This window comes from Cohaesibacter marisflavi (genome assembly GCF_900115225.1).
GTDB classification, from domain to species: Bacteria; Pseudomonadota; Alphaproteobacteria; order Rhizobiales; family Cohaesibacteraceae; genus Cohaesibacter; species Cohaesibacter marisflavi.
Genome location: NZ_FOVR01000001.1, coordinates 440645 through 454555, shown reverse-complemented (window position 1 = coordinate 454555; position 13911 = coordinate 440645). Strand labels below are relative to the sequence as shown.

The window sequence follows — 13911 nt, the reverse complement described above, 5'->3', positions numbered from 1 at the left end:
TGAGCTGGTTGCTGCAAAAAGCCTTCTTTCAGGGAAAAGAGCTGGGCCGCATCTCGTCCATGACGAGAAAGCCTTTGGTCTTTGCGCCATATTCCCATGAATCTTGGCTCACGCTTGCAAATTTGTATATTCATATAGACAAGTAAACTTATGCATGAGATACAGCCAGATAATGACGCCCCTATGACATCCGCATGACTTTTAAATTTTCCAAATGGCAGAGGCGCAAAGAGCCGCCAAAGCGGCAGCGGGAAACAAAGATATGGGCAGCTGGGCGCATAAAGATAGCCGTTATGATGCGAATCAGGCCACGATGGCAGTTCCCCTGTCCCATCGCCCAGAGGAGCACGGCGTTATGGCTTCGGACATCATCAGAAGTGGCATAGGACGTCGCACAGGCATTGCCTTGTGGCGACAAATTGCCGACGCAATCCGGGCAGGTATTACTTCGGGGCTGGGAGACAAGCATGGAAAACTGCCGCCAGAAATGGAGCTGGCCGAGCTATTCGGGGTCAACCGCCACACGGTGCGCTCTGCCATCTCAGCCCTTGTCAGCGAAGGCATTCTGCGCGCAGAACAGGGACGTGGCACTTTTATCATTCAGCCAGACCGTCTGACCTATCCCATTTCCAAGCGCACCCGCTTTTCGGCCAGTCTGGCTGAACAAGGCCAGAGGGGCGAATCCCGCATGATGTCGCACGATGTGATGCCTGCGCCGGAAGAGGTTGCGCAGGCCCTGCAGCTGGATGTCGGAGCGCCGGTGCTTCAGGTCCGGTCTGTCGGTGTTGGCGATGATACTCCGGTCAGCCGTGCGACAGCATGGTTCGAGCATGCGCGCTTTCCCGATATGGCGGACAATCTGCTGCGCTTTAATTCTGTCACCAGAGCATTTGCCGCCTGCGGGCTGGATGATTATGTGCGCATATCAACGCGCATCGAGGCCTATCACGCGACGCTGGATGATGTGGAGATCTTGCGCCTGTCACCAGGCTCGATAGTATTGGTGACCTTTGCGATCAATGCCGATCTCGAAGGACGACCGGTGCAATATTCCAAGACCCGCTTTGCTGCAGATCGTGTGAGTTTGCAGGTCGAGCATGCCCCTCTTTCATGATGCCTTGTGAAACGTCTTTTCTGTCCACAAGGGGAGAAAGTTGAGAAGCCACAGCCTTGCCCAAATACTCCTCGCCTTGTGCGGCCTTCTTGTAATCTCGTGAAATTTGCCTAGTCTGGAAACAGACCTCATGCCCTCACTTCAGGGCAAGGTCGGAAAATGGTGCCGACAGAATGCCGGTACAGGCTATTGATTTCATTTTAGTCTTTGCGCGTGCTCTTACGTTTGGTCAGAGCACAGAAGTTCTTCAGGAGGATAATCCATGCAGCTTATCAGTCCCGACTTTAAAAATGGCGATCCGCTACCCCAAAAGAGCGTTTCACAAGGCCTAGGTGGAGAAGACCTTTCCCCTACCCTTCAGTGGAGCGGCGTTCCGGCAGAGGCCAAAAGCCTTGCCCTGACCTGCTATGATCCGGACGCCCCAACCGGATCGGGTTTCTGGCACATGATCATCACCAACATTCCTGTTTCCGAGTCTGGTGAGATTTCCAGCGCCACCCTGCCGGCCAGTGCCAAAAGCGCACTCAATGACGCAGGAACAGAGAATTTCACGGGCGCTTATCCGCCGCCGGATGATCCTGCCCATCGCTATATCTTTACGCTTCATGCCCTGAGTCTGGATGAAATCGAACCGGACGGCATGACCGGAGCCTATGTGCGTTTCAATATCATGCGCAATCAGCTTGCATCCGCCAGCATCACTGGCCTCTTTAAAAACAACGGCTGACAAGCAAGCCATTGGCGTTTACGCCTCAGCTGTGGTTTGTTAAAGACATCAATTCTGGTCGGGCCGATGCGTCCGACCATTCGCCTCAGGGCACCGAAAGCGGCCGCGGCCAACAGATTGCTGCTCCGTTCTTGTTTTTTGTGAAAGGTTTCGTCCTCATGAAGCGCGTCAATCCGCTTAAACTCAATAAACTGCAATTGAAGACCCTTGTCCTGACCCAGATTCTGGCGCGCTCTCAGCCGGATGAGGCATGGAACACCGATGGCACGATTACCATTCTCCGCCTGCCGCATGCCCATGGTGACCATCTGCATGTTGGCGAGTATGTCGTAAACAGCGCCGATGCAACGGGCTTCAACAACCGGGCCGTTTGGACAGCGCTTGCGCGTAAAGGGCTTGTCAACGACAAGGACGTGCCGCCAATCGTCCTTACCCGTGAAGGGCTCGATTATGACACTGGCCTTGATCACCATTTCCTCGCGAAATCAGACCACTAATGACCGGTCGCCGGGCTTGTACAGATGTAGCTCTGGACAGTTCGGCACCTTCATTGGACACTTATCCTCATAGACCACTCTTTTTGGCCCCGGCTCTTCATTCAACCCTTTTGATTATCGGGGAGGATTCCTTATGCGGATCATTCTGGCAGACGACCATCCTTTATACAGAACCGGCATGAAGCAATTGTTGTCCGGTCTGTTTCCGGAGGCAAGCATTGACGAGGCAGGCGACGCCAGTGATCTCAATGCGCAGATTTCTGCCGCACCCGATCCGGATCTGATCATCTCTGACCTGCTGTTTCCCGGCTTTGACTATATGCGCGACCTGAAACGGCTCAGGCAGACCTTTTCCCTTTGCCCGATCATTGCGGTTTCGATGATGAATGACCCCGCCGAGGTTGATCATATCATGGCGCTTGGCGTGAATGGATACGTCTCGAAATCCGTTTCTTCCGATCAAATGCTCCAAGCGGTGGAAAGCGTCATGAAGGGCAATATCGAGGTTCGCCTGAGCGATGAGGGGCTTTCGCCTGACGTCAACGGCCTGATCAAACCTGCACTGGATGAGTTGACACCACGCCAGATCGAGATTCTCAAGCTGCTGCGCCACGGCCTTTCGAATAAGGAAATCGCTCGCGAGCTGGATCTATCGCCCTTCACGGTCCGCAGTCATGTTTCAGCCCTGATGAAAAATCTGGGCGTCTCGAACCGGGCCGCGGCGTCGGCCATTGCGGCGAGCTATGGACTGAATTGATAGCCTGTTCATCATGTCCCTCGATGCATTGGCATCATACCATGATGGATATGTTACGAGATGACTTGCGCGTCGCTATCACTGGAAAACAAGCCGAGCATGGCGGATCGCAGCTGAACCGGCTGAACCGGTTTATGGATGAGAAGCAGTTTTTCCCGGCTGACGCGCTGATGCACCTCGTCAGAAAGATCTCCCGATATAACAAGCGCTTTCAGGTCTTTGCCATAACGCATCCGAGCCTTCTTAATGATGTCAAGACCGGTATATCGGGCTGGGAATGAAAAGTCCGAGATGATGAGGTCAATTGGCCCTTCGATGTCATCCAGAGCTTCCAGACTTTCAGCAGTTGCCAACTGGCACCCCCACGCTTGCAACAAACTAGCCGTTGCCTGCCGCGTTCCTTCATCATCATCCACCACAAGGATCCTCTTGTAACCGAAGACTGCCCCAATGCGATCTGACGCCCCTTTGGATGGCTTTCTTTTCTGTGACAGGGGTGCGCTTTTAAAGCCCCTAAGCGTGATCTTGGTGCCCGACGGGCTTGTATCAAGATCAAGCGCGATATTCTGGAGGTCGGCAAGCCGCCGGACGATCGCCAATCCCAGCCCGAGCCCCTTCTCGACCTGATCGGACGTGTCCATGTTGGGCATGATCCGTTGACGCCTTTTTTTAATCTGCGTAAATTCTTCGAAAATGACAGCTTGATGCTCTGCCGGAATGCCCGGACCGTCATCGCAGACAGATATGCTCAGATCCTCTCCCGCCTGCTCGACAAGAATGCGCGCAAAGCCTCCGCCGGAATGACGAATGGCGTTGGACAGCAGATTTTGCACCATGCGCCGCACCAATATACCGTCAGCCAGAATTCCGACCTTGGGGCATTCGAGCATCAAGGTGACGTGGGCAATCTCAGCCAATGGCTCGTAGTCATCAAGCACATGGTTGAGCATATCTTCGAGATCAAAAAGCGAAGGACGCACCTGCACCTTGCCACTGTCAAGCAAACTGACATCCAGCACCGAGTTGAAAAGCTTGGACAGTGTCTGCAAAGAGGAGCGGATACGGCCAAGCGTCTCTCGGCTTTTTTCATCCATTGTCTTGAGGGGCAATGTCTCGATATGCAGACCGATGGCATGCAATGGTTGGCGCAAATCATGGCTAGCGGCAGCCAGGAGGCGTGTCTTTTCACGGTTGGCGTGACGTGCTGCCTCGGCCGCTTCCCGATAGCGCTGAGCTAGGTCGAGATTCTCGTTGCTGATTTGAATATATTGCGACACGGATTCCAGCGTGTCATGGCCAAAGCGCAGCATCATGGAGAGGAAAACGAGCACAAGCCCGCCGAGGAGAATGAATTCGTCTCCTAGCAGAATGAGCCGCAAGGACAATAGCCCCAGATAAGGCACAGCATACAGGGCGAAGGATCGCGGAAAAACGCCCAGTGAACGAACGGCCGCAGCCGTCGCTCCGGCTGCAATGGACATCTGGATCGCAAAGTGCGCAACATTATCAGGATTGAGGCTGACAAAGGTCATCACGCCCCAACTGGCCCCCACAACAAGGCTGAGATAATCCATCAGGCCTATCCAGAGATAAGGCGTGCGTTTGCTAGGCCTAATCCGCATATAAGTACGCCGCCAGACCTCCATCAGCAGTGGGTAGAAGATGATTTCCAAAATACCCCAAAGGATCAGAAACCATGTAGGTACAGAAGCATTGCTGCTGGCAATAAAAATGAGGACTGCAGCACTTGCTATATGCCCAAGATAGATGGAATCCGGTGTTTTCAGGAAAACATTGACATGTTCATGCACGCTGTTCTCGGGAAGCGGTTTCCTGAAGGCATCGAGAAGATACATAGTGCTCACACGTCTTGCGCTCGTCGTCGCTACTGCGGCGGCTGGCCGCTTTCTGCGAATGGTCCCAATCATCTCATATTGTCACTAGTTATGCATATATTTCAATAGTTTAAATCAGTTATTAGATAAGTACTAATTCGTATTTCGAAGAAAGTTTGCGTCTTTTTGACTTTATAGATAGGCTGAAGTTGTAAATTGCAACGCCCTTTGATTTTTCCAAGGGCAATCTCGACATCAAACCTTTGCCGTTCCATTCCCTTTCCTTTCACGCAACGAGTCCCCCCATGACACCGCTTGAAAAGACACCGCTTGAAGATATTTTTGAAATTATTGATCAGACCAACGCGCAAGATCCCCGCATGACGGCTCCGCAAGGAACTGCCGCTGTGCCTACCGAATTACTGCGCGGTTTCAGACTAAGTCTCGTGTGCGAAGAGTTCGCCCCTACGGCTGATGATCTGGTCAAGATTGCAGCTCGGGCCCAAACGCTGGAAAGCTGGCAGTTTGAAGAAGCGGACGGAACGCCTCCACAAGAAAATGTAGCCGTCATAGAAGGCCGCAAACGCGAACACAGCGCCAAGAGAATTTCTCAAATTATGGCCGCCAATGGGTATGATGAAGCAGATTGTGCGATCGTCCGAGACCTTGTGCTTGGCAAGAGCGAAGATGAAACTGGCCGGGCGCAATTGCTGGAAGATCTCAACGGGCTGGTATTCATTCAATTCCATGCCGTTGATCTCCTCAAACTCTATCCCGCTGAGCAATTGGCGCCAATTCTGACCGATTGCTTGTCAGGTATGAGTGACGAGGCGCTTTATCATGCCATCGACCAAATGAATGATCCAGTGTTGATCAAGACGCTACAATCCATTCGTCAGGACATCAGTGTTGAGAAAAAGTCCATTGTTTATCTGGATTGACCGCGCAGCCAGGCAAGCTTTCAAGGCTTGGGTAGGCATTTACGCCCGAATACGAGTACAGGTTGCCGTTTTGTAACCTTTATTCACTTTTTGGCGCAAAGCTTGCGATTCCTAAGACGAATTTCGATTCAGGAATTTTATTTAGACCAAAAGTAGTGTAGCAACGCCTGAAGAAGGTTTCGTCTACACTTGATCAATGCGCCCTGAGAGGTTCCTTTTGGCTCGTACAGATATGAATATGGCTGAGCGGTTTCAGAATAATGTCAGTTGGTCATCGGTGTGGCTGATGGCGATGCGACCCAAAACGCTTATTCTATCCCTCAGCCCCGTTTTGCTGGCTGGCCTTATTGTATTTGGCGCGCAGCTCTCTGCAGACTGGATTGTCTTTCCCATCATCATTCTGTCGTCTGTCAGCATTCAGATTGCAACCAACCTGTGGAATGACGCAGCCGACGCCTCATCGGGCCTTGATCAGGCAAGCGAACGGCTCGGTCCGCCCCGCGTGACTTCTCTAGGGCTGCTCAAACCCTGGCAGGTGCGCTTGGCGGCCTTTCTGTTTCTGTTGCTCGCAGCGCTTTGTGGCCTCTATCTGGTCTATGTGGGCGGCTGGCCCATTCTGCTTATCGGCATTGTGGGCATCATTTGCGCCTTTGGCTATTCCTCCGGCCCCTACCCGATCTCCGGTTCTCCATTCGGGGAAGTCTTTGTCATCTGCTTTTTTGGCATCATGTCGGTTATGGGCAGCGCCTATCTGCTCACAGGAACATGGACTGTCGAGAGCTTCTGGGCCGGTTTCTATATCGGATTGCCTGCTGCTGCGGTTCTTGTGGTCAACAATTTTCGAGATCGCATCGGCGATGCGGAAGGCGGGCGCCACACGCTGGTTATTCAGATCGGACCGCACGCCGCAAGGCGCCTCTATGCCATCCTGATGCTATTTTCCTGTGTTGGGCTGGTGCACGTCAATAGCATGATCCACCTGGGCACACTGAGCCTTGTCAGTCTGATTATCGCCGGGTTGCTGATGATCTATGCTCTGGCGATGCCCATTCGCCGGTTCTTTCTGGCAGAAACGGCTCCGTTGCAGAATCAGTGTCTGCTGGGAACATCCATGTTCCAGTTGCAGTGGCTGTTCGCCTTTCTTCTCATCATGCTGCTAAGCTAAGCGGACGCCATTGGAGCTGCAGCAACAATGGTGTCGCTGCAGCCCTTTATCCGTTCAAGGCAAATTTACATCTGTGGTGCGGACTTTGCGCCGACGCCAGCAACAGGCACTTCAATTGTAACCTTGCCAGCCTTCTCGAATGTCAACTCCAGCGGGAATGTCTCGCCCTTCTTCAGCGGGGCCTTCAGCTTCATGAACATCACATGATAGCTGCCCGGCTTAAGCGCCACTTCTCCATGAGCTGGCACGTCGATTGCTTCCACCTGACGCATGCGCATCACATCGCCATCCTTGATATGCGTGTGCAGTTCGGTCATTTTTCCAACATCTGCGCTGGCTGCAATGAGGCGATCAGCATCCCCTTCGTTGGTGATCTGCATGAAACCACCGCCCGCATTTGCCATTCCGGCAGACGCACGTGCAAAGGGAGCGGAAACCGTAATATCTCCCACTTTCCATTCAGCAGCCTCTGCAGCCAAACATGACAGGCCCATGGCCATTGCGCCAATAATCAGTTTTTTCACGATGTCTCCCACTTTTACCTAGGTGTAACTCTCTTACGCATCCTTAGTGGCTGATTTTTCCATTAAGTCAGTTCCTACGGAAATGCGAATTTTATCTCTCTCACCTACTTTATTAATGCGCTCTTGTTCATTAAACTATGCAACTAAGTGAGACACCTTAGGTCATTGTGAGTATTTCCAAGGTCGCACGGGCAAACCAGTCGCCTCTATCAACCAGCATATCCCGATAGCGCAGCGCCCAACGATCCATCTCTTCTGGCCAATAAAAAGAAAAGGTCATCCTGTGAATACACCCCTTATTCCCATCGGTCTGGCTCTCATCATGATGACAGTCGGTCTTTCGGTTCGCCTGTCTGACTTCAAGGCGTTGCCACGCCAATGGAATGCTGTCGGTGCAGGTCTGCTTGCTCAGCTAGTTTTTCTGCCGTTGATCGCCCTGTGCGTTGCTCTGGTTACGCGCCTTGATACCGTTTATGCCATCGGCCTCATCATTCTGGCGTCGGCACCGGGTGGAATTTCTTCCAACTTGCTCACGGTTTTGGCTCGCGGCAAAACAGCGTTGTCCATTTCACTGACGATCCTTACCAATCTGGTTGCTTTCATCACCATCCCGACGGTGCTTTCCATTGCCTTCATCGTCTTTAGCGGCTCGGGCGTGGATGGCCCGAGCAGCAGCGAGCTTTATGCCCTGCCATTCGGCGAAACCGCTCTGAAAGTTCTGGCTATTTCTGCTTTGCCCCTGGCAATCGGCATGGCGATTTGCCGCTTTCTGCCAAACTTTGCCAGCCGCATTGAAAAACCTGCCAAATTTGTCGCATCGGCAATCTTTGCAGCCATTGTTGTCAACTCCTTCTATAGCGAGTGGAACAGCATCATGGCCCACTGGAGCACGGTTGGGCCTGCGGTCATTCTGCTCAATCTGGCAGCGATTGGCTCCGCTCTGCTGTTCAGCCGCCTGTTCAAACTGAGCGCTAAGCAGGCCCTGACGATTGCCATCGAATGTGGTTTGCAGAATGTGGCCTTGGCTCTGGTGATCGCGCAATTCATGGGCAATGGACGCTTCATGGTCCCCTCGTCCATTTATGCGCTGGTCATGAATGTATCCGTGCTCATCCTCATTGCTGTCGGCAACAAGCTTTCCGATAGCAAGAGCGAAGCACACAGCGAGCAATGAGGGGACACTCGTAAGAGCCCCTATGATAGAAACAATTCCGGCGGGTGAGTTAGCGCAGGCGTTAACCTCCCGCCGTTTTTGCATCCTCAATCCGCAAGCTTAGCGAGATTAAAACCCTTTCAGAAGGTCGGCGGTGAACAGGCGCTTATACAGACACAGGGTTCTGCTCCCGTGTTGCGGAAACGATGAGGCAGAGCGCTTTCGAAATACCACGCATCACCGGGTCGCAAGATCTGGCGTTCGTCACCCACCGTTACCTCAAGGCTTCCTGAAAGTACGATACCGCATTCCTCGCCCTTGTGGCTAAGAGCGACACGGCCAGTGTCCGCCCCAGGCATGAGGCGTTCATGGAGCATCTGAATGCTCTTCTCTGGCCTGTCTGCGCCGACAAGTCGAAAAGACAACTTACCGCGCCCGATCTCCTTCAAATCACTCGACTTATAGAAATATCGCCCTTCTGCGCTGAGCTCGAACGAGAAAAAACGGGCTAGATCCATATCCACGCCATCCAGTATCCGCTTGAGCGCGCCGACGGAAGGGTTGGACTGCCCACTTTCGATTTGTGATATGGTGGCATTGGCAACGCCTGTTTTCTTGGCCAGCGCTCTTTGGGAGAGGCCGTAAGCCAATCGGACCTGACGCAAGCGCTCGCCGATATCAGCGCCGACATCCTCTTCGGTTTCGCCCATTTGCGGCAAATCGGTATGAGGCAAATGGGGCTCAACCATTTTATTCCTCTTCTGGCGCTAAGCACACCCGTTCAGCTGTTCAATATTCCAAACACTTTACTATCGGCGTACGTATTTTCAATAAGTTATGGATACAAAAATAAAGACTTGTTCATTTTGCACTGGCACAGCACACTTGCCCGATAACAAAATCACTTTCCCAATGAGGTCCAGATGAACAACCAAAGCAAAATGCCAAATGATTTATCCAGTTTCTGGATGCCTTTCACGCACAATCGCGGCTTCAAGGAAGATCCGCGCATGGTGGTTTCTGCCGACGGCATGTTCTACAAGAGTGCAGACGGACGCGATATTCTGGACGGCACCGCCGGGCTATGGTGTGTGAATGCGGGCCATAATGCGCCGCGGATTGTCAAAGCAGTGCAGCAGCAAGTCGCCGAGATGGACTATGCGCCGAACTTCCAGTTTGGTCATCCCAAAGCCTTTGAATTCGCCTCTCGCGTGGCCGATCTATTCCCTGAAGGTATGGATCATGTGTTCTTTACCAACTCTGGCTCGGAATCAGTTGATACAGCCCTCAAGATCGCCCTGCACTATCATCGTGCCCGAGGCGACGCAGCACGCACCCGTCTGATCGGTCGTGAGCGCGGCTATCACGGCACTGGCTTTGGTGGCATCTCTGTTGGTGGCATCTCAAAGAACCGCATGCATTTCGGCTCCCTGCTGACGGGCGTTGACCATCTGCCTCATACCCATGACATTGCCAAGAATGCCTTCTCGCGCGGCTGCCCGGAACATGGCGGCATCGAGAAAGCCAATGCGCTGCTTGACATCATCGCCCTGCATGATCCCTCAACCATCGCCGCCGTCATCGTCGAGCCTATGGCTGGTTCTACGGGCGTATTGATGCCGCCCAAGGGCTATCTGCAGCGTCTGCGCGAGATCTGCACCCAATATGGTATCCTGTTGATCTTTGATGAGGTCATCACCGGCTATGGCCGTCTGGGCAAGGCGAGCGCTTCGGAATATTTCGGTGTCACCCCGGATATCATCACCACCGCAAAGGGCCTGACCAACGCCGTCATCCCTGCTGGGGCCGTAATCGTCTCTAACGAGATCTATCAGTCCGCCATGGACCATGCCGATGCGGCCATCGAGCTGTTCCACGGCTATACCTATTCGGGTCATCCGATGGCTGCTGCTGCAGGCCTTGCGACACTTGATACCTATGCCGAAGAAGGCTTATTCGAGAATGCCGCCGCTCTCTCTTCCTACTGGGAAGATGCGGTGCATAGCCTTAAGGGCGGACGCAATGTCATCGACTTGCGCAACCTCGGGCTTGTGGCCGGTATTGAGCTTGCACCACGCGCAGGCGCACCGGGTTCTCGTGGCATGGAAGCCATGATCAAAGCCTGGGAGAAAGGTGCCATGATCCGTGTCACCGGCGACATCATCGCGCTCTCACCACCGCTCATCGTCGAGAAGAGCCATATTGATCAGCTCTTCAGTGTTGTGGCAGAGGTCATCGCGGAAATCGAATAAGCCACAGCAGAAACCCAAGGCCAGCAAACTCTTCTGCTGGCCTTTTTATTATCCAACGCTGATACAGCAAAGGCCTCCATGCGATTGCATGAAGGCCTTTGCATTACTCTTCTCAATCGAAGACCGAAGTCTATTCCTTGCCAATCCAACGGAAGGAAATTTCCTCTTCATTGAAGAGATGGCGTTTTTCGTCGTCTGCGGTCAGGGTTACCATTTCGCCCCGCTTGAAGTCATGGGTGCCCGGAATCTTGGCAATCAGGGCTTCTTCCCCTTCATGCGGTGGTTCCAGATAGAGCAAGGTCACTTCACCGAGTTTTTCAACGATGCGCACTTCGCATTTGTAAAGTGGCTCATCGCCATCTTCACAGAGACGCAGATCTTCAGGACGAACGCCGAATTTGGCTGGCTTGCCTTTTTGATCTGGTGTGCTGGGCACGTTCACCGTAAAGCTATGCCCGCCCTCTTCGAAGGCGACACGGGTTTTCTCGCCGGTTTCCATGACCTTACAGTCATAGACATTCATGGCCGGAGAGCCGATGAAGCGCGCCACGAAAACATTCTTCGGGTTTTCATAGAGCTCCATGGGCGCCCCACACTGCTCAATGATACCGCGCGTGGAAAGCACGACAATGCGATCCGCCAACGTCATGGCTTCCACCTGGTCGTGGGTCACATAAATCATCGTGGTGTCCGGCATGCTCTCGTTGAGCTGAGCGATCTCGATGCGGGTTGCGACACGCAAGGCAGCATCGAGGTTGGACAGAGGTTCATCGAACAGGAAGACCTTGGGATCACGCACAATGGCGCGACCAATAGCAACACGCTGGCGCTGGCCACCAGAAAGCGCCTTGGGCAGACGCTCCAGAAACGGGGTCAACTGCAGAATGTCTGCTGCCTTGGAGACCCGCTCATGGATCTCTTCCTTGGAAGCTTTGGCGATCTTCATGCCGAAGGCCATATTGTCATAAACCGTCATATGCGGATAGAGCGCATATGTCTGGAACACCATGGCAATGCCGCGCTTGGACGGTGGCACTTCGTTCATGCGCTGTCCGTCAATCTGCAAATCGCCGCCGGTGATGCTCTCCAGCCCCGCTATCATGCGTAGAAGGGTGGATTTACCACAGCCAGAAGGCCCAACGAAGACGATGAACTCGCCTTGCTCGATTTCCAGATTGATATTCTTGAGGACCTTGGTGACGCCATAGGCCTTTTCGATATCTGTAAGCTTCAGGCTTGCCATCCTGCCCTCCCGAGAAACAAGTTACTTGCTCTTACATGCAAACTTTTCATCATCACTTCATTACCCCGAAATAAGCACCATAAGCGGGCAGATGCAGGGAGTTATCCATCATGAAGCTTTCAAAGCCGGCGACTTCAAGTGCCTCGACATTTTCGAAATCAAACGGCACTTCGCGCTCTTCAGCAACAAGGTTGAAGACACAAAGGAGACGTTCTTCTTCACTTTCGCGAATAAAGATCAGCACATCCCCCTCTTCGTCATTCGTCACGAAATGAATGGCCCCTTTTGACAAGGCAGGATGGAGTTTCCTGAAGGCCAGCATGTCGCGATAATGATTGAGTAGCGATGTTTCGTTCTGTTCTTCAATATCGACGGTCGTGGCAGCATGATCTTCTGGGATCGGCAACCATGGTTTGGATTCAGAGAAACCAGCGTTGGTATGCTCATACTCCCAGACCATCGGCGTGCGACATCCATCGCGGCCCTTGAAGTCCGGCCAGAATTCGATGCCGTAAGGGTCCTGCAATTCCTCATATGGCACATCAGCTTCCTGCAGCCCGAGTTCTTCGCCCTGATAGAGGCAAACAGACCCTCGCAACGAGAGCAGAAGCGCAATGCGCTGACGGTTGACGGTATCTTGCAAGTCGGGCTTCACCGGCCAACGGGTGCAATAGCGCACGACATCATGGTTGGAGAAAGCCCAGCAGGCCCAAGCATCTGGAGCTTCGGATTGCAGCGACGTGAATGCCTTGTAGACATTCTGCGGTGTTGGTGCATCAGGTCCGAGAAAGTCGAAGGCGTAGCACATATGCATCTTGTCGCCACCGGACGTATAATCAGCCAGAATTTCCAGACCGCGCTCGTCATCCCCCACTTCACCCACGGCCGCAGCTGCCGGATATTCGTCCAGCAAGGCCCGGAACCGCTTCAAGAATTCCAGATTCTCCGGTTGGCTCTTGTCATAGAGGTGAGACTGATAAGTATAGGGGTTGACGCTTGGCGCTGTATTATAGTTCTGCAATTCCGGAGGCAGAGCCGGGTTGTCCCTCAGCGTCTGACTATGGAAATAGAAGTTGATCGTATCCAGGCGGAAACCGTCAACACCGCGATCCAGCCAGAAGCGGGTAACATCAAGCAAAGCATCCTGAACGTCCGGATTGTGGAAGTTCAAATCTGGCTGCGACTTGAGGAAGTTATGCAGATAATATTGTTTGCGGCGACTATCCCATTGCCATGAAGACCCACCGAAGATGGAGAGCCAGTTGTTGGGTACGGTTCCATCGGGCTTGGCATCCGCCCAGACATACCAGTCTGATTTGTGGTTGGTCTGGTCGCGCCGACTTTCCACAAACCACGGATGCTGGTCAGAGGTATGGGACAGCACAAGGTCGATCATGACCTTGAGCCCCAGATAGTGAGCCGCAGAAATCAGTTTGTCGAAATCGGCCAGATTCCCGAACATTGGGTCAACATCGCAATAGTCCGAGACATCGTAGCCGAAGTCGAGCATTGGCGATGTGAAGAATGGAGAGATCCAGATTGCGTCCACGCCCAGAGAGGCGATGTAAGGCAAGCGGCTGGTAATCCCGTTCAGATCACCCACACCGTCTCCATTGGTATCCTGATAGGACCGGGGATAGATCTGATAGATCACACCACCACGCCACCAGTCCTTGTCAATTTCTTTTCCAATCATAGAATTT

The 13911-nt window shown here is 53.0% G+C and carries 14 protein-coding genes; 8 read left to right on the top strand and 6 right to left on the bottom strand.

Annotated features, from left to right (window positions below; genetic code table 11):
- Nucleotides 1–355: 355 nt before the first annotated feature.
- From phnF to BM258_RS01925, 4 genes are all read left to right on the top strand, one after another.
- Nucleotides 356–1114: a phosphonate metabolism transcriptional regulator PhnF gene (gene phnF / locus BM258_RS01940; protein WP_090068933.1), complete on the top strand. Its 759-nt coding sequence runs from the start codon at nucleotides 356–358 to the stop codon at nucleotides 1112–1114.
- Nucleotides 1115–1376: 262 nt separating this feature from the next.
- On the top strand, nucleotides 1377–1841 hold the full coding sequence (locus tag BM258_RS01935; RefSeq protein ID WP_090068285.1) for a YbhB/YbcL family Raf kinase inhibitor-like protein: 465 nt from the start codon (nucleotides 1377–1379) through the stop codon (nucleotides 1839–1841).
- A 158-nt stretch (nucleotides 1842–1999) separates the two neighbouring features.
- A complete protein-coding gene (locus tag BM258_RS01930) occupies nucleotides 2000–2338 on the top strand; it encodes a hypothetical protein (RefSeq protein ID WP_090068932.1) in 339 nt (112 codons plus the stop codon).
- Between the two features lie 133 nt (nucleotides 2339–2471).
- Complete coding sequence (locus BM258_RS01925; protein WP_090068282.1) at nucleotides 2472–3095, top strand: LuxR C-terminal-related transcriptional regulator; 624 nt, start codon at nucleotides 2472–2474, stop codon at nucleotides 3093–3095.
- Nucleotides 3096–3148: 53 nt separating this feature from the next.
- Here BM258_RS01925 and BM258_RS01920 read toward each other — a convergent pair whose 3' ends face one another.
- Nucleotides 3149–4951: an ATP-binding response regulator gene (locus BM258_RS01920; RefSeq protein WP_244544578.1), complete on the bottom strand. Its 1803-nt coding sequence runs from the start codon at nucleotides 4949–4951 to the stop codon at nucleotides 3149–3151.
- Between the two features lie 284 nt (nucleotides 4952–5235).
- Between BM258_RS01920 and BM258_RS01915 the strand changes: the two genes are divergently transcribed.
- Nucleotides 5236–5871: a DUF4202 family protein gene (locus BM258_RS01915; RefSeq protein ID WP_090068278.1), complete on the top strand. Its 636-nt coding sequence runs from the start codon at nucleotides 5236–5238 to the stop codon at nucleotides 5869–5871.
- A 217-nt stretch (nucleotides 5872–6088) separates the two neighbouring features.
- Nucleotides 6089–7036: a 1,4-dihydroxy-2-naphthoate octaprenyltransferase gene (menA, locus tag BM258_RS01910; RefSeq protein ID WP_175527873.1), complete on the top strand. Its 948-nt coding sequence runs from the start codon at nucleotides 6089–6091 to the stop codon at nucleotides 7034–7036.
- Between the two features lie 65 nt (nucleotides 7037–7101).
- Here the strand turns inward: menA and BM258_RS01905 are convergent, their stop codons facing one another.
- Together BM258_RS01905 and BM258_RS24915 are read right to left on the bottom strand one after the other, a co-directional pair.
- On the bottom strand, nucleotides 7102–7560 hold the full coding sequence (locus BM258_RS01905) for a copper chaperone PCu(A)C (RefSeq protein ID WP_210186621.1): 459 nt from the start codon (nucleotides 7558–7560) through the stop codon (nucleotides 7102–7104).
- A gap of 157 nt (nucleotides 7561–7717) precedes the next feature.
- The gene (locus BM258_RS24915; protein WP_280141741.1) at nucleotides 7718–7840 is read right to left on the bottom strand and encodes a hypothetical protein; all 123 of its coding nucleotides are present in this window, start codon (nucleotides 7838–7840) and stop codon (nucleotides 7718–7720) included.
- A 3-nt stretch (nucleotides 7841–7843) separates the two neighbouring features.
- Here BM258_RS24915 and BM258_RS01900 point away from each other — a divergent pair, with 3 nt between their 5' ends.
- Nucleotides 7844–8734, top strand: coding sequence for a bile acid:sodium symporter family protein (locus BM258_RS01900; protein WP_090068272.1), 891 nt, complete (start codon nucleotides 7844–7846; stop codon nucleotides 8732–8734).
- A 119-nt stretch (nucleotides 8735–8853) separates the two neighbouring features.
- Here the strand turns inward: BM258_RS01900 and BM258_RS01895 are convergent, their stop codons facing one another.
- Nucleotides 8854–9423: a cupin domain-containing protein gene (locus BM258_RS01895; RefSeq protein ID WP_090068931.1), complete on the bottom strand. Its 570-nt coding sequence runs from the start codon at nucleotides 9421–9423 to the stop codon at nucleotides 8854–8856.
- 213 nt (nucleotides 9424–9636) lie between these two features.
- On the opposite strand from BM258_RS01895, the gene BM258_RS01890 reads away from it, so the two are divergent.
- Nucleotides 9637–10965 (top strand): omega-aminotransferase AptA, encoded by a 1329-nt coding sequence (locus BM258_RS01890; RefSeq protein ID WP_090068271.1) that lies wholly within the window; start codon nucleotides 9637–9639, stop codon nucleotides 10963–10965.
- 130 nt (nucleotides 10966–11095) lie between these two features.
- On the opposite strand, the gene BM258_RS01885 is transcribed toward BM258_RS01890, so the two are convergent.
- Nucleotides 11096–12208 (bottom strand): ABC transporter ATP-binding protein, encoded by a 1113-nt coding sequence (locus BM258_RS01885; RefSeq protein ID WP_090068269.1) that lies wholly within the window; start codon nucleotides 12206–12208, stop codon nucleotides 11096–11098.
- 52 nt (nucleotides 12209–12260) lie between these two features.
- Nucleotides 12261–13904, bottom strand: a complete 1644-nt coding sequence (gene bglA / locus BM258_RS01880) for a beta-galactosidase BglA (RefSeq protein ID WP_090068267.1) — start codon at nucleotides 13902–13904, stop codon at nucleotides 12261–12263.
- Between the last annotated feature and the right edge of the window lie 7 nt (nucleotides 13905–13911).